Genomic DNA, 15,665 nt, shown 5'->3' on the forward strand with positions numbered 1-15,665 from the left:
CATTCGTGAGTTCAGAGTTTGCAGTAAAAAATTATTGTCAAAGGTAGATTTCAACGTCTAATTTCCCCTACCTTTGCCTTCACTAAATAAATGAAAACAAACGGAATGTCTCTACCAAAAGAAAAGGCTAAAAAATTAGTTTCGAGTCCTTATGCGTGGTTAGTACTGGGATTGCTAACCCTCATCTATATTTCCAGCTTTGTAGATCGACAAATTATTGCGGTATTAGCTCCGGAGATTCAGGATGAACTTTCGCTGAGTAATTTCCAGGTAGGCATTCTCTACGGCACCGCCTTTTCCTTTATTTATGCGTTGTGCGGTATACCGATGGGGCGGCTGGCTGACATTTATTCCCGGAAGCTTATGATCGTAGTCGGCTTGGTGGTGTGGAGCCTGATGACCGTAGTTAGTGGATTTGCGACTTCACTTACTTTTCTGATTGTCGCCCGTTTCTTTGTGGGGATGAGTGAATCGGCCTTAAGTCCGGCCGTATATTCCTTGCTTTCTGATTATTTTAAGCCCGAACAGCGAGGGACGGTTTTTTCTATTTATGCTGCCGGAATATTTGTAGGGATTGGCGTTTCATTCTTGGTTGGCGGTGGCATTGCCGAAGCTTACGATTGGCGCACCTCTTTGATAGCCGTGGGAGCACCGGGGCTGCTGATTGCTGCCGTAGCGTGGTTTGTGATTAAAGAGTTTCCCAGAGGGATTACGCAATCCCAAGAGAACCGGCGATTTGATGCCGAGCAGAGTTTTGGCGATGTGGTCGGGTATATCATCCGCAAAAAAACCATACGATACCATTTCCTTGGATTCTCTTTTATGGCTTTTACCGGCTACACAATTTTGGGTTTTATTGGGATAGTCCTTACTGATATCCATGGTGCAGGTTCCTTGGTTCCGCAATATGGCTGGTTTATGATGGCGACGGGACTCAGCGTGATGGCGTCGGGCAAGGCTGCGGACTGGCTGGGTCAAAAAATAAAACCTTCGTATCGGTTTGTACCGGGTATCGTTGCAGCTTTGGGGTGCCTGCCACTGTACTATTATGGATTGTTTGCAGAATCTGCGATGACAGCGTTGATTTTAATTGGGTTGGCGAATGTGATTTCCTCATCCTACAACGGAATTGCGGCAGCAATTTTGCAGTATTTGGTGAAGCCAAATATGCGGGCGTTGGCCAGCGGATTGTATCTGTTTGTGATTAGCGTGGTGGGATTTGGTATTGGTCCGCCACTTACCGGATGGCTCATGGATACGATTTTTACCGGAGATTACGGCGCGGCAAAAGCCCTGATGCTGGTATTTACCTGCTGTGGAGTATTGGCGACAATCTTTTTCTGGATGGCTATGCAACATTATGATCGGGATGAGGAAGAAAGTTAGGCTGTAAATCTTGTTGTATCTAATATAGATTTATTGGTTGTAATCAGTTTTCATTTGTATCCATATTCAAATATTAGCTTTATATTGATTTTTCGAATCTCTTTACGAATGTTTGCTTCTGATTACAAACCCCTTAACTTTAAAGTGTTATAAAGGGTATTCTAATTATCATTAATCTAACAAAGAAAGACTATGAAATCATTGATCACAAAATTGGGAAGCTTCGCGATAGTGCTAATGCTTGTTGTAGCATGTGGCGGGGAGTCGACAGATGTTGTAGAGAGCGGTATCTATGAAGGAACGATACAGGAAGTGAATGCGGAGGAATCTGAAATTTATGTAAAAACAGCAGATGACAAAACATTGGAGTTATATTTTATCGAAGAGACTGAATTGGTGAAAGATACAACAGCCGTTCCATTTGATAGCCTTGCTACTGGACAAAATGTTCGCGTTGAAGTTGAGAAGGTAGGCCAGCGTTTAGATCCTTTGCGAGTTGAGATTCTCGAAAACCGATAGGGATTAATTGAAATGCAAGATCCATTAAGTATGTGGCGGGTGGAGTTGATCCACCCGTTTGTTGTTCATATCCCGGTAGCGTTACTGCTTGTGGGTTCATTGTTCTGGATTGCAAGCATGTTTCTACACAAACAATTTCCGCATCTACGCCCTTCGGGTAGGTTGTTGGTTTTTATTGGTACGATTGGAGCCTGGGTTGCAGTGTACACCGGCAATTTGGCTGATGGGCAAGTGGCACGTTCACTGTGTGATCCTACGGTTGCTAAAGATCATGAGCGCTTTGCTTTTACCGTGGGATATTTGTTTTCTGCTTTTGTAGTGATTGACTGGGTAGCATTTAAGGGCTATCTGAATATTATTACTAAAAAGTACCTGCACTTTGGGTTAGGAATTTTACTTATTGCAGGTTGCGGTTTCTTGGGTTATGTGGGGCATCTTGGAGGTGAGCTCGTCTATCAACAATCGGCTGCAGTATATCAGCCTACAGAAGGGTGTGTGGAGTTTGAATAGAGTAGGATGCAGGTCACAGGATGAAAGATAGGGAAGCTTACAATAGAATATCCTGAATTGGTATTGTAAGTGTAAGCCTACAAAGTTTTTCTGTAAGGTATCTGGATCATATCGGTCTTTCTTATAAAAAGGCTGAAAATTATGAGTTATAAAAAATTAGATATTTGGAAATTGTCAAGAGAAGTGGTTATAGATGTACATAAAATGTCTATGAAACCACCCAAATTTGGATTATATGAGACGGGAAGTCAGATTAGACGTTCTTCAAAATCTATTAGGTCGAATATTTTTGAGCAATATGGTAGGAGACGATACAAACAAGATTTTATAAGATTCTTGATTTATGCTCATTCCTCCGTAGATGAAACTCGAGATCATCTTGAAATACTATTAGAAACAGGTTCTTTAAATGATGAAGAGATATTCCAAAGGTTGTCACAGAAGTTAGACATTCTGGGCCGAAAACTTCACGATTTTATTAAGTCAGTTGAAAAAGGACATAAAAGCTAAGAGGAGATCCTGTTTCTTAAATCCTGAATCTTGATTATACATCATCTAAAGATTTTGCCAGGGACTGCAAGGTTTTCTTGGCATCCCCAAAAAACATCTGGTTGGACTCTTTATAAAAAAGTGGATTATCAATGCCGGCAAAACCGGGACTTAGGCTCCGCTTAAAGACAATCGTTCGTTCAGCTTCATCCACATTCATAATCGGCATACCGTAAATTGGACTTCCGGGCTCTGTTTTGGCCACTGGATTTACAACATCATTGGCCCCGATAATCAGCACCACATCCGTTGACTTAAATTCCGGATTGATCTGCTCCATATCATAAAGCTGATCGTAAGGCACATCGGCTTCGGCCAAAAGCACATTCATATGTCCGGGCATACGTCCCGCAACGGGATGAATCCCATATTTAACTTCCACGCCTCGTTTTTCAAGTTTGTCGACGACTTCTTTGAGCACGTGTTGGGCCTGGGCAACTGCTAATCCGTATCCCGGTACAACAACTACGCGGTCGGAATAGGCGCATTGCAGAGCCACATCATCAGGTGTTGTTTCGCGGACGGTCTTGTCGGTGTCTGCGGCCGGACCACTTCCCGAACCACTATCACCGCCGAAGGCACCGAATAGCACATTACCGAGTGAGCGATTCATGGCTTTACACATAATATTTGTGAGGATGAGTCCGGCTGCTCCGACAAGCGCACCACTGATAATGAGCAGGTTATTGTTGATGACAAATCCGGCCATCGAGGCAGCAATCCCGGAGTAGGAGTTCAATAGCGAAATGACGACCGGCATATCCGCTCCACCGATAGGAATGACTGTCAAAATTCCGAGTAAGAGTGCAATACCAAACAACATCCAGAATATTAGCTGACTTGTGGGATCATAGGTGAGCCACCCGACGAGTCCAAGGGTACCGATTGTTAGTAATCCATTAAAAATATTGTGTCCGGGAAAGGTAATGGGGTTTCCGCTGATGAATCCCTTGAGCTTCCCAAAGGCGATAAAACTGCCGGTAAAAGTAATAGAACCGATGAGGATACTGAGTCCGATGGTTACTAAGTCCTGCGTAGCAATGGCAGAAGCTTCGAAGCGGGTGAATTCACCCCAGGCAACTACTGCCGATGCTCCACCGCCAAATCCATTAAAAATAGCAACCATCTCGGGCATGGCGGTCATTTCTACTTTTTTGGCAGCTGTAGCACCAATGGCTGCTCCAACTACGATACCTGCAATAATGTACTCGTAAGTGATAATTTGCTGGTCAAATAGCGTGACAACAACACCGATGAACATTCCCAGAGCAGCTAATTGATTACCTGATCGTGCGGTTGCGGGAGAACCGAGGCGTTTAATCCCAATAATAAAAATACCAGTAGCTACCAGGTAAACCAGCTGGATTAGATCAGGTAGAATCGCTTGGATAGATGGTGGTAGAAAATCACTCATTGTTCTTATCTTTTTTCTTGAACATTTCCAGCATGCGGTCGGTTACCATAAATCCGCCTACAACGTTGATGGTTGCAAAAACGATGGCCACGAATCCGATATATTGGGCGATTTGGTTATCCACCTGACCCGCAACAATGAGAGCGCCCAAAATGGTAATGCCCGAAATGGCATTAGCACCTGACATTAATGGAGTGTGTAGCGTTGGCGGAACTTTCGAGATAAGCTCGAAGCCTATAAATGAGGCCAGTACGAAGATAAATAAATTAAAAATGAGTCCTGACATGACTGTGTAATTAAATTAGGAATGAGGAATTAGGAATGGGATAAAAACCATTAATTCCTAATTCTTCATTTTTAATTATTTTTAAGCATGGGGCTGATAATTTCGCCCTGGTGTGTTATGGTTGTATTTAGCGTAATTTCATCCTCAAAATCGAATTCTGCTTTGTCGTCTTGAATAAGATGATTCAGCAATGAAAGCATATTTTTCGAATATAATTGGCTTGCGTGATAGGCCAGCTGGCTGGGTATATTTAACGGACCAATAACTTTTACATCATCTTTGATGGCCGTTTCTCCCGGTTCGGTAACTTCACAGTTACCTCCTTGCTCGGCAGCCAGATCCACAATAACTGCTCCGGCGTGCATATCTTCAACCATCTCTTTGGTTACCAAAAGCGGAGCAGGTTTTCCGGGAATGAGCGCTGTCGTAATAATAATATCAGATTTTTTCGCGTGCTCGTGAATAACCTGGCGCTGGCGTTCCTGTTCATCTTCAGCCAGTTCTTTGGCATAACCGCTTTCAGTTTCCGATTCTTCATCCAAATCAGGAACTTCCACAAAGGTAGCACCCAAACTTTCAACTTGTTCTTTAACAGCGGCGCGAATGTCAAAAGCTTCTACTTTAGCACCCAGTCGTTTGGCTGTAGCAATGGCTTGTAGTCCCGCAACTCCCGCACCGAGCACTAAAACTTTGGCCGGAGCAACCGTACCTGCTGCCGTCATCATCATCGGCATATAGCGATCCAATTCGTTAGCTGCAATCAGGGCCGATTTGTATCCGGCAATAGAACTCATCGAAGAAAGCGCATCCATACTTTGTGCACGCGAAATACGCGGGACGGCGTCCATCCCCAATGCCGTAATATTCTTTTCTTGTAAGAAAGAAACTGTATTCTCGTTTTGTAACGCCCACAAAAAGCAGATCAGTATGCTTCCGGACTTCATTTTGTTGAGATCTTCTTCCGGTGGTGTTTGGATACTGATCAGGATGTCGGAATCAGCAAAAAGTTTGGCGCGATCGGTAATAATTTCTGCACCTGCCGACTGGTAGGCTTCATCTAAATAGCTGGAAGCTTTACCGGCGTCAGATTCAACCCAAACATCGTGGCTGTTCTCAACAAGCTTTGAGATTGTATCTGGAATAAGGGCCACCCGGTTCTCGCGCTCGGCCGTTTCTTTTGGAATAGCTATAATCACAGTAAATACCCGAAGAGTTTAAGGTTAAAGCATAACTTATTGAAAAGTTACGGTATTGCAAATGGGATTTTTGTAATGGAATTAGTGATAAGATCTATATTGTGGGCTTCCATTAATATAGAGTTAAACATAGCAATGTAAGATTTAGGTTAACCAAGTCATCGAAGGATTAGGCAGTATTTTTTTTAATTGATGAATCTTATTAAGGAGATAGGAAATATCGACTCAATTCTCACCTCTTATTTTTGTACTTTAACATGAAATTATTAAGCGAAAACAGGTAAAACTACTCATGGAAGATATTGCAGGAAAAACGTTTGATGTGGTAATCGTGGGAAGTGGTCCCGCAGGATTAACAGCTGCACTGTATGCAGCGCGGGCCGATTTGAGTCCGATTGTGTTCGAGGGACCTGAACCCGGCGGGCAATTGATGCAGACGACGGATGTCGAGAACTACCCTGGATATCCCGAAGGCGTGATGGGGCCCCAAATGATGCAGGATTTTCGCGAACAGGCACAGCGTTTTGGTGCTGATACGCGTTACGGCATGGTAACAAATATTGAGTTTGATGATCGTCCCTATAAAATGACTATTGATGAAGAGGTAGCAATAAAAGCCAAGGCTATTATAGTATCTACCGGTGCATCGGCGAAATGGCTGGGACTTGATAGCGAGCAAAAAATGCGCGGGAAAGGAGTTTCTGCCTGTGCCACTTGCGATGGTGCTTTCTTCCGTGATCAGCATGTAATTGTTGTAGGTGGTGGTGATACTGCCATGGAAGAAGCAACGTTCCTAACGAAATTTGCCAGTAAAGTTACGGTGCTCCATCGACGCCAGGAACTGCGTGCTTCAAAGACTATGCAGCAGCGTGCGTTTAATGACGAAAAAATTGAGTTTATGTGGGATACTGAGCTCGAAGAGGTGTTGGGCGAAGATGCCGTTGACGGAGTAAAAGTCATCAACAATGAGACCCAGGAAATTACGACGCTTGATGATGTAACAGGAGTCTTTATTGCTATTGGACATAAGCCCAATACCGATCTTTTTAAAGGCGTGCTCAAGATGGATGATGTCGGATACATCCAAACCAAAGGCCAGTCAACAAAGACGGATATGCCCGGTATTTTTGCCTGTGGTGACGCAATGGATGCGGTATATCGACAGGCCGTTACGGCAGCTGGCACCGGCTGTAAGGCTGCCCTCGATGCTGAAAGCTATCTGGCTGAAATGGAAGTCTCCAAAGAAGCCGTAGCCGAAGAGCATTGGAAGTGATAACGGTAGACGCTGGGAGTGAGACGGCAAACGTACTTTTTATTTCTAAGGTGCGGAAATATCACTTGATATGTTTCTCAGATTAGCTGGCGTTTATCAGAAAGAGATTCGCGTTTGCCCTCTGCCGTCTCACGTTTCTCCACCTTTGCCTACCGTTTTATCGGTTTTATTTTCTGATCCAGTTTTGTCTTTTTGGTTGGAAGCAGTCTCTTCTTCGTCTTCCTCATCCCGGATTTCGATAAACTCAGCTTCCACTTCATATTCATCATTATCTTCTTCGGTTTCGTCCTTAGGATAACGTTCAACAATAACTTTGACATCATTCATAAACAGAGCAAACATTCCAATAGCCGAAACGATGGGGGCAATGCTTGTCAGAATAGCCGCTCCGCCTACGCCAACCGTTAGTTGAGATTGAAATAACACTTTGCCCTTCGAATTTTTAATGATGACCCGCCGAGCGTTGCCTTCCTTAATCAGCTTTTTGACCTGACTGATAATTTCAGAAACAGTGCCTTGTATTTCTTCCGTAAATGTTTTTCGGGAGTTTGAAGTATTCATAATGTGAGTTTTCATCTTAATATTTGCTGCTGATTATTAGAAAAATAAACTCCTTTTGTAAGGAATCATTTGCTTCAAGGTCTTACTACGTTAAATAATAGTAAATGATTCATCAGGAGATATTATGTTATCACGTGTTTATTGCGCTTCTACCATTGGAGTTGATGCCCGCCTCATCGAAGTAGAAACAAATATGTCTACCGGAGTGCCCAAATATTTTTTAGTGGGATTGCCGGATCGGGCCGTAAGTGAATCAAGCGATCGTATTGAAGCGGCGCTGAAGAATTCAAATGCCGAATTTCCAAAGGGACGAATTACGGTTAATCTGGCTCCGGCCGATCTTCCCAAAGAGGGCAGTGCCTTTGATCTGCCTATCGCTGTAACACTGTTGAACGTATCCGGACAAATTAAAACCGATAAGCTTGAGGAAACGTTAATTTTAGGGGAATTGGCGCTCGACGGTAAATTACGTCCCGTAAACGGAGTGTTGCCAATGGTGGTACAGGCTCGTGATAAAGGATTAACAAATGTGGTGGTTCCGGCTGCAAATGGTCCGGAAGCTGCTGTTGTCGATGGTATTGATGTGTATGCGTTTGAACATTTAACAGAGGTGATGGGCTGGTTGCGTGATATGGATCCGTACCAGCCGCTGAATATAGATGTAAAGAAGATGTTCAGGCAAAATGGAGAAGGGGAGATCCTGGATTTTAGTGATGTGCGAGGACAGGAAAACGTTAAACGTGCGTTGGAAGTTTCTGCGGCTGGCGGCCACAATGTTATTATGGTCGGGCCACCGGGATCGGGGAAGACCATGATGGCACGGCGGTTACCTACCATATTACCACCGCTAACGCTTGATGAAGCTTTGGAAACAACAAAAATCCATTCCGTAGCGGGATTATTGCCCACAGGAGAAGCGTTGGTAACGAAGCGACCGTTTCGTTCTCCCCACCACACGGTTTCGGATGTGGCTTTGGTTGGAGGGGGAAGTATTCCGATGCCGGGAGAAATTTCTATGGCACACAATGGAGTTTTGTTTTTGGATGAGCTGCCCGAATTCAAGCGCAGTGCCCTCGAAGTTATGCGGCAACCGCTCGAAGATGGCTCTGTTAGTATATCGCGTGCGCGCATGAGCGTAAGTTATCCCAGTAGAATTATGTTGGTTGCTTCCATGAATCCGTCACCTACCGGTGATTGGTACGACCCTGCCGATCCGGGGGGAGCTTCTCCTGCACAGATGCAGCGCTATCTGAGTAAAATAAGCGGGCCTATGCTTGACCGAATTGACCTCCATATTGAAGTACAGAAAGTGAGTTATGATGAGCTTTCAAGTAAAGCAAAGGGAGAGCCCTCTTATGATATCAGAAAAAGGGTGATTCGAGCCCGCGAAGTGCAAACGCAACGCTTTATGGGTATAGAGGATGTATATTGTAATGCGCAGATGAATACCAAGATGTCGCGCAAAATATGTACGCTCGATGATGCCGGTAAGCAGATGCTGAAAAAAGCAATTACTTCATTGGGATTATCGGCCCGTGCATACGATCGTATTCTTAAAGTATCGAGAACAATTGCCGATCTTGAGCGATCAGAAAGTATTCGATCCAATCATATTGCAGAAGCGATTCAATATCGAAGTTTAGATCGGGAAGGATGGCTTGGATAATTAAATAAAGCCCAGAAATGGTATTTAGTCTAACGTATTTACCTATTAAAGTTAGTTCTAAGCTATGGGTTCAAACCATTCAATTCTCCTGTTCTCCCAGCTTTCGCCGAAGCTTTTGTATTTATGGCAGCCTTATCTGTCTGAAGGTTTCGCGCAGGCAGGCTTCTCTAAGGAGGAACTTGTTGATCATTATAGAGCTAATGATTGTTTGCTTAGCAATCAATACAAAGTCCCTCTTTGGGAAGAGGGTTTTAGGGAGATTGACTGTCTCCAATAGCTCTCTTTATAGAAAGTAATAAATAAATGTGATGGACCGTCTTTACTTGTTGATGATTAGTTTGTACCATTTTTAATAGGATAAACATAAAACAAAAGAATATCGTTATGGAATTTGTAAACAAAGGAATAAAGTTGATCATCGTGGCATCACTTTTAATGATGGCCGGATGTGCAACCAGTAGTACCACAAACCAAAAGAGTACGGCTGGAACCGATGGAACCGAAAACATGACATTGGAAGATCACCTTCGTCGCATTAATGGTGTTCAGGTAACCGGCAGTGGTGATTATGCCAAGGTCATGTTGCGACCCAGAGGATTTTCGGGAGCCAGTCGTGGGGCTACTTCTTCAGGGAAAGGTGATCTTGCAGTAGGAGATAGCGACCAGCGCCAGCCGTTATTTGTCGTTGATGGCCAGAAGGTAGGTCGTAATTATCCGAATGTAGCGCAGATGTTTTCACCGGGCGAAATAAAATCTGTGCGGTTATTGTCCGAATCAGAAGCCTCGCAGTATGGTGGACAATCGGGTTATGGAGTAATTGAAATTGTTACTAAAGCCGCAAGTGACGATAATTAAAGGACAAGCAAGTTTTTTTTGAGCACCGGATTGAAATAAGCTCGGTGCTTTTTTATTACGCAGTGTTTTCCTTAAAAAATGTAGGGTCTTGGTAGATTTCTTTTCTAAACAGGATTTAATTGGAATTTTTCAGGTATAAAACTGTAGTTGAAGTGGAAATTGATTAGAAAACTGCTTCAGCAAGCTTCAGGCCGTGAAAATGCTCTCTCTGCAGTTTGTTAAAATGAACATGTAAAACATTTTTACAATAGAATATTCCCTAATTGTGAAACACATTATAAAGAGAAGGGACGTTTTTTGATTACATTAATTCATTGCGCTACAATCAGATATGGCTATTTGTCTGGGTTTTGAGAGGTCGAAAAAGGCACAACGAATAATCATTATGAAATATTTTATTCTTTGAACAATTTTACATATATAAGAGCGTGGTTGAAAACTATTAAGAGAGTGTTAAGTCTATTCACTTAGCACTCTTTGGGATTTATTATAATCATAACTAAAACAAATCAGGGCTATGGTAAAAAAACTACTATCTCTATTTACGTTATGCCTGATATTTTCCGCCTCTGCCTTTGCGCAGTCCGGGACAATAACAGGTACAGTTACCGACGAAAGTTCGGGTGAAACATTGCCTAGTGTAAACGTCTACATTGTGGAGTTGCAGCGGGGTGCCGCTACCAACGCACAAGGTGAGTTTACGATCGAAGGGGTTGAGTACGGTACATATACCGTGCGCGCCAGCTTCGTAGGCTATGACACGTTCGAACAAGAGGTCACAGTTGACCAATCAACGGTTACGCTCGACATTCCACTTTCATCATCAATGCAACAGCTTGATGACGTTGTGGTAACAGCGTATGGCGTTGAACAAAGTTTGAACGATCTCCCCTATTCTGCACAGCAGGTTGACGGCGAGATTATTGCTGAAAGTCGAAATGATAATTTTGCTGCTTCTTTGAGCGGCCGTGTAGCCGGTCTTAAAGTAAGCCAGTCTAATGGAATGGGTGGTTCCACAAATATTGTGATGCGTGGGTACAAGTCTATTTCCGGGAATAACCAGGTACTATTCGTTGTTGACGGTGTGCCTTATGCAAACCAGGAATTCAACGATGCCAGTACTGAAGCTGGTTTTGCCGGTTATGACTATGGAAATACCGGCGTCGATGTTAATCCGGATAATATTGCATCTGTTAACGTGCTGAAAGGACCTGCTGCGGCAGCGCTATACGGTTCTCGAGCATCAAATGGTGCGATTATAATTGAAACCAAAGGTGGTAAATCGGGAGACCGACCTGTTGAAGTAACATTCAACTCCAGTGCCACGATCCAGAAGATTAATAAGAATACATTTGTTGATCACCAGATGCAGTACGGTGGTGGCTATGTACCTTCTTTTGGATCAATGGATATTGATGAAGATGGTTCTGACGAAACCATTGGTAATCCGTATAGTGACGCTTCATATGGTCCGAAGTTTGAAGGTCAATCTGTGTATCAATGGGATGCCTTTGTTGAAGGAGGGCCTAACTTTATGACGCCAACTCCCTGGGAAGCTCCTGAAAATACACCAGTTGATTTCTTTGATACGGGTACAGACTTTACCAACAGTATCCAGATCAATGGTGGTTTCGATGGCGGTTATTATAACATGGGTTATAACCAAACAAATACAACCGGTATTGTTCCAAATGCAAAGCTTGATAAGAATAAGCTGAATTTCTCTGCCGGCTATGATGTGAGTGACAAATTCTCTGTTTCCGGTAAGATTCAGTATTCTAAGACTCAAGGTTATGCTCGACCATCTCGTGGTTATAGTACCATGATGAGTGCATTCCGCCAGTGGTGGAATACTTCTGTTGATCTTGAAGACCAAAAACGTGCTTATTTCCGCAATCGTACCAACGAAACATGGAACTGGGCACAAGGTGGATTGGGTGAACGTCCTATTTACTGGAACAATCCATATTGGGATCGCTATGAAAACTATGCTACTGATGAGCGCGACCGTTATTTCGGAAACGTGGAAGCGAATTACGAAGTTTCTGATTGGTTAAATTTAACCGGTCGAGTAAGTATTGACAGTTATAGTCAGCTTATCGAAGAGCGTAATAACGTTGGTAGTATTGGACATGGTACTGACTATGCAGGATACTATCGAATGACGGAGAACTTTAGTGAGTTTAACTATGACCTTCTTGCCAACTATAATAAGCAGCTGAACGAAGATGTTCGTGTTAGCGGTGTCGTTGGTATGAACTTACGTCGTAATCACCAAGAGGCTATATCTGCACAAACAAACGGTGGGCTCGTAGTTCCTCGCTTGTATTCTCTCAGTAACTCAGTTAATTCAATCCAATATCCAGGTGAAACAGATCAGGAGTTGGGTGTAAATGGTTATTTTGCAAGCTTAAATGTGAACTACGGCGGGTTCTTTAACTTGGAAGCCACGGGCCGACGGGATAAGTCTTCAAGTTTACCTGATGGCGAAAACGTCTATTACTATCCATCAGTTTCTGCCGGATTTACGTTTAGTGAGTTTGTTGACGCAGACTGGTTGTCATTCGGTAAGATTCGTGGTAGCTGGGCTGAGGTTGGTAATACCGCACCTCCGCACAGTATACGTGACACCTATTCGCGTCCTTCTAACTTTGGACCAGCGGGTCTTTATACGCTGCCATCCACGAAGAATAATTCCAACCTGAAGCCAGAACGTACTAAGAGTTGGGAAGTTGGATTGCAGTTGGGCGTATTTAATGATCGTGCAACTTTAGACGTAAATTATTACGACCAAAATACAACTGATCAGATTCTTGCTACTGAGGTTTCTCGAGCTACCGGTTATGCAACGAAGTTTGTAAATGCTGGTAGCGTTGTAAACCGAGGTTGGGAGGTTTCTGCAACACTACGTCCGGTTGTAAGCCAAGACTTTGCCTGGACAATGAATGTAAACTGGAGCAAAAACATCAACGAAGTTGAAGCTCTTGCACCAGGTATTGATAACTATCAGTTAGCTTCGCCACAGGGTGGTGTTTCCATTAGTGCGGCAGAAGGTGAACCCTACGGTGCAATCCGTGGAACTGACTTCGTCAATCTTGATGATGAAGCCTGGAGCGAAAATGGCGGCAAAAAGCTGGTAGAAGGTGGTTATTATGCAATCACCTCATCCTCCAATAACATTATTGGGAACATGAATCCTGACTGGACGGGTGGTATTTCCAACCGCTTGAATTACAAAAACATCTCACTCAACTTCTTGGTTGACGTGCGATGGGGAGGAGATATCTTCTCACTCGACCAATACTACGGTCAGGGAACGGGTCAATATCCCATTACTGCTGGTATGAACGACTTAGGCAATCCTAAGCGTAATAGTCTTACTAACGGTGGTGGAGTGATCCTCGACGGTTACAAGGCTGATGGAAGTAAAAACGATGTTCGTGCGCGTGCTGATGTCTACTACGGAGCTTACGGTTGGGTGACCAATCCTGCTGCTCAGTTTATCTACGACGGCAGTTATGTGAAGCTTCGAGAAGTAGGATTAACCTATAACTTACCGCAAAACCTTCTTGACAAGGTTGGACCAATCAAGGGGGCTTCTGTTTCGGCTATTGGTCGTAACTTGTGGATTATTCATAAAAATATTCCGCATGCCGACCCTGAGCAGGGAATTGTTGCAGGTAACGTACAAGGTTATCAAGGTGGTGCTTATCCATCCACACGCAACTTCACGTTTAACTTGAAACTTGAATTTTAGGATTGAATACCATGAGAAAACTATTATTACCTTTATTAGTATTTGCACTGGTACTCGGTTCGTGCGAGGATGATTTGACCAGCTTGAATGAGAATCCGAAAGGCGCAACTGATGTACCGGCGGATCCCTTGTTTTCCAACGCTCTCGTTAGTTTGGGAACGTTGAATACAAGCGTAGACTACAACGATAACATGTTTATGTTCATGTCTCAGTACTGGGCTGCGACCACATATGCTGATGAATCTCAGTATAATTTAACCGGTCGCTCTATTCCTTCTAACTATTGGAGTGAAATCTATCGCGATGTACTCAATGACTTGAAGGAGTCTTCGACCCTTATTGCTGAAGATGAGCTTATTCCTGATGGACAGAAAACGGTAATGCAGGCTCAAATCGAAGTCATGCAGGTGATGGCATACCATCAGCTTGTCACTGTATTTGGTGATATTCCATATACAGAAGCGTTGGATGCTGAAAATCCTTCTCCTGCATACGACGACGATGAAACCATTTATTCAGATCTTATGAGTCGGTTGAATACGGCCATTAGTGATCTGAATTCAGGAAGCTCAGGCTTCTCGGCTACCGCAGATGTTTTCTATGGTGGCAATGTTGATGCTTGGGTGAAGTTTGCCAATTCGCTTAAAATGCGCTTGGCTATACAATTAACCGATGTAGATGCAGGAGCAGCACAAACTGCTATTAATGAAGCCTCACCAAATGCATTTGGTTCAAATGCTGATCAGCTGACTCTTCAATTTCAATCTTCGCAGCCGCATACCAACCCGGTTTGGGAAGATGTTATAAGCACAGGTCGTAACGACTTTGTTGCTTCTAACACGCTGATCAATATGATGAATAGTATGGATGACCCACGTCGTCCAATACATTTCACCCAAGTTGATGGCAACTATGTTGGTGGAACCTATGGTGTATCTAACGACTACGTTGATTACTCCCATATTCAGGGGCCTTTAATCCAAAATGATTTTGAAGGTGTTCTTCTGGGTTATGATGAGGTTCAATTTATCCGAGCAGAAGCTCAAGCTCGGGGTTGGACTGCTCAACATCCTACAGGTACATCTGTGATCACTGGTGATCCTGTCACAACAGCAGCTGAACATTACAATGAAGCTATAGCTGCTGATATGAATTATTGGAGTGAAGCCGCACAAGCTGGCGGAATTTGGGAAGAAGGACAAGAACCATCTGCAGCGGAGAAGGAGATAGATTCAGGTGAAATTGCTACTTATGTAGCTAATAACCCTTATCCGACTGCTGGTAGCTTGCAAGACAAGCTGAAAGCAATTGCTGTTCAGAAATGGTTAGGTCAGTACATGAATGATAATCTGCAAGCATGGACTGATTGGCGACGACTGGATCATCCGACATGGTTTGTTGCCAATGATAATCCAAATGCTGATGTCGAAGATGATATCCCCGTTCGCTTTACCTATCCTGTAGACGAGCAGAACCTAAACCAGTCTAACTGGGAAGCAGCATCTGATGCTTTAGGTGGAGATGGTGATGAAACAAGCACGCTTCTTTTCTGGGATACAGACTATGCCAGTTCTGTAAATTAACCGTTAGAAAAACTTAGCTTATCGTTTTACGGTAAGTATCGAATTAAAGGGGCTCCGAGCAATCGGAGCCCTTTTTTATTTGTATTATATATTGACTCACAGCCACAGAA

At 43.5% G+C, this 15,665-nt stretch carries 13 protein-coding genes; 9 read left to right on the forward strand and 4 right to left on the reverse strand.

Annotated elements, in window-relative coordinates; genetic code table 11:
• Positions 1 to 105 precede the first annotated feature (105 nt).
• The 4 genes from ACQ4LT_RS02580 (at position 106) to ACQ4LT_RS02595 (ending at position 2,925) form a co-directional block, all read left to right on the forward strand.
• Positions 106 to 1,386 carry a spinster family MFS transporter gene (locus ACQ4LT_RS02580; RefSeq protein ID WP_445664439.1) on the forward strand — a complete coding sequence of 427 codons (1,281 nt, stop codon included), beginning with the start codon at positions 106 to 108 and terminating at the stop codon, positions 1,384 to 1,386.
• Between the two features lie 192 nt (positions 1,387 to 1,578).
• A complete protein-coding gene (locus ACQ4LT_RS02585) occupies positions 1,579 to 1,905 on the forward strand; it encodes a hypothetical protein (protein ID WP_445664440.1) in 327 nt (108 codons plus the stop codon).
• Positions 1,906 to 1,917: 12 nt separating this feature from the next.
• Positions 1,918 to 2,415, forward strand: coding sequence for a DUF2231 domain-containing protein (locus ACQ4LT_RS02590; protein WP_445664441.1), 498 nt, complete (start codon positions 1,918 to 1,920; stop codon positions 2,413 to 2,415).
• 141 nt (positions 2,416 to 2,556) lie between these two features.
• Positions 2,557 to 2,925: a four helix bundle protein gene (locus ACQ4LT_RS02595; protein WP_445664442.1), complete on the forward strand. Its 369-nt coding sequence runs from the start codon at positions 2,557 to 2,559 to the stop codon at positions 2,923 to 2,925.
• Between the two features lie 34 nt (positions 2,926 to 2,959).
• On the opposite strand, the gene ACQ4LT_RS02600 is transcribed toward ACQ4LT_RS02595, so the two are convergent.
• The 3 genes from ACQ4LT_RS02600 to ACQ4LT_RS02610 all read right to left on the reverse strand — a co-directional run bounded on the left by ACQ4LT_RS02600 (position 2,960) and on the right by ACQ4LT_RS02610 (position 5,860).
• On the reverse strand, positions 2,960 to 4,378 hold the full coding sequence (locus ACQ4LT_RS02600) for an NAD(P)(+) transhydrogenase (Re/Si-specific) subunit beta (protein ID WP_445664443.1): 1,419 nt from the start codon (positions 4,376 to 4,378) through the stop codon (positions 2,960 to 2,962).
• Positions 4,371 to 4,664 carry an NAD(P) transhydrogenase subunit alpha gene (locus tag ACQ4LT_RS02605; protein WP_445664444.1) on the reverse strand — a complete coding sequence of 98 codons (294 nt, stop codon included), beginning with the start codon at positions 4,662 to 4,664 and terminating at the stop codon, positions 4,371 to 4,373. The genes ACQ4LT_RS02600 and ACQ4LT_RS02605 overlap by 8 nt, the downstream gene beginning before the upstream one ends.
• Positions 4,665 to 4,735: 71 nt before the next feature.
• Positions 4,736 to 5,860: a Re/Si-specific NAD(P)(+) transhydrogenase subunit alpha gene (locus ACQ4LT_RS02610; protein ID WP_445664445.1), complete on the reverse strand. Its 1,125-nt coding sequence runs from the start codon at positions 5,858 to 5,860 to the stop codon at positions 4,736 to 4,738.
• 292 nt (positions 5,861 to 6,152) lie between these two features.
• Between ACQ4LT_RS02610 and trxB the strand changes: the two genes are divergently transcribed.
• Positions 6,153 to 7,133, forward strand: a complete 981-nt coding sequence (gene trxB, locus ACQ4LT_RS02615; RefSeq protein ID WP_445664446.1) for a thioredoxin-disulfide reductase — start codon at positions 6,153 to 6,155, stop codon at positions 7,131 to 7,133.
• A gap of 129 nt (positions 7,134 to 7,262) precedes the next feature.
• On the opposite strand, the gene ACQ4LT_RS02620 is transcribed toward trxB, so the two are convergent.
• Positions 7,263 to 7,694 carry a DUF4342 domain-containing protein gene (locus ACQ4LT_RS02620; protein WP_445664447.1) on the reverse strand — a complete coding sequence of 144 codons (432 nt, stop codon included), beginning with the start codon at positions 7,692 to 7,694 and terminating at the stop codon, positions 7,263 to 7,265.
• A 124-nt stretch (positions 7,695 to 7,818) separates the two neighbouring features.
• Between ACQ4LT_RS02620 and ACQ4LT_RS02625 the strand changes: the two genes are divergently transcribed.
• The 4 genes from ACQ4LT_RS02625 to ACQ4LT_RS02640 all read left to right on the forward strand — a co-directional run bounded on the left by ACQ4LT_RS02625 (position 7,819) and on the right by ACQ4LT_RS02640 (position 15,555).
• Positions 7,819 to 9,360: a YifB family Mg chelatase-like AAA ATPase gene (locus tag ACQ4LT_RS02625; RefSeq protein ID WP_445664448.1), complete on the forward strand. Its 1,542-nt coding sequence runs from the start codon at positions 7,819 to 7,821 to the stop codon at positions 9,358 to 9,360.
• A 384-nt stretch (positions 9,361 to 9,744) separates the two neighbouring features.
• The gene (locus ACQ4LT_RS02630; RefSeq protein WP_445664449.1) at positions 9,745 to 10,215 is read left to right on the forward strand and encodes a TonB-dependent receptor plug domain-containing protein; all 471 of its coding nucleotides are present in this window, start codon (positions 9,745 to 9,747) and stop codon (positions 10,213 to 10,215) included.
• Positions 10,216 to 10,732: 517 nt separating this feature from the next.
• Positions 10,733 to 13,972: a SusC/RagA family TonB-linked outer membrane protein gene (locus ACQ4LT_RS02635; protein ID WP_445664450.1), complete on the forward strand. Its 3,240-nt coding sequence runs from the start codon at positions 10,733 to 10,735 to the stop codon at positions 13,970 to 13,972.
• Positions 13,973 to 13,983: 11 nt separating this feature from the next.
• The gene (locus tag ACQ4LT_RS02640) at positions 13,984 to 15,555 is read left to right on the forward strand and encodes a SusD/RagB family nutrient-binding outer membrane lipoprotein (RefSeq protein ID WP_445664547.1); all 1,572 of its coding nucleotides are present in this window, start codon (positions 13,984 to 13,986) and stop codon (positions 15,553 to 15,555) included.
• The last annotated feature ends 110 nt before the right edge of the window (positions 15,556 to 15,665 follow it).

The organism is Fodinibius sp. AD559 (assembly GCF_052712805.1).

Excerpts from the sequence above, each read along its gene's own strand:
- ACQ4LT_RS02585 (WP_445664440.1), top strand. The coding sequence starts at position 1,579 with ATGAAATCATTGATCACAAAATTGGGAAGCTTCGCGATAGTGCTAATG.
- ACQ4LT_RS02620 (WP_445664447.1), bottom strand. The coding sequence starts at position 7,694 with ATGAATACTTCAAACTCCCGAAAAACATTTACGGAAGAAATACAAGGC.
- ACQ4LT_RS02600 (WP_445664443.1), bottom strand. The coding sequence starts at position 4,378 with ATGAGTGATTTTCTACCACCATCTATCCAAGCGATTCTACCTGATCTA.
- ACQ4LT_RS02630 (WP_445664449.1), top strand. The coding sequence starts at position 9,745 with ATGGAATTTGTAAACAAAGGAATAAAGTTGATCATCGTGGCATCACTT.
- ACQ4LT_RS02635 (WP_445664450.1), top strand. The coding sequence starts at position 10,733 with ATGGTAAAAAAACTACTATCTCTATTTACGTTATGCCTGATATTTTCC.
- ACQ4LT_RS02595 (WP_445664442.1), top strand. The coding sequence starts at position 2,557 with ATGAGTTATAAAAAATTAGATATTTGGAAATTGTCAAGAGAAGTGGTT.
- ACQ4LT_RS02625 (WP_445664448.1), top strand. The coding sequence starts at position 7,819 with ATGTTATCACGTGTTTATTGCGCTTCTACCATTGGAGTTGATGCCCGC.
- trxB (WP_445664446.1), top strand. The coding sequence starts at position 6,153 with ATGGAAGATATTGCAGGAAAAACGTTTGATGTGGTAATCGTGGGAAGT.
- ACQ4LT_RS02580 (WP_445664439.1), top strand. The coding sequence starts at position 106 with ATGTCTCTACCAAAAGAAAAGGCTAAAAAATTAGTTTCGAGTCCTTAT.
- ACQ4LT_RS02640 (WP_445664547.1), top strand. The coding sequence starts at position 13,984 with ATGAGAAAACTATTATTACCTTTATTAGTATTTGCACTGGTACTCGGT.
- ACQ4LT_RS02605 (WP_445664444.1), bottom strand. The coding sequence starts at position 4,664 with ATGTCAGGACTCATTTTTAATTTATTTATCTTCGTACTGGCCTCATTT.
- ACQ4LT_RS02590 (WP_445664441.1), top strand. The coding sequence starts at position 1,918 with ATGCAAGATCCATTAAGTATGTGGCGGGTGGAGTTGATCCACCCGTTT.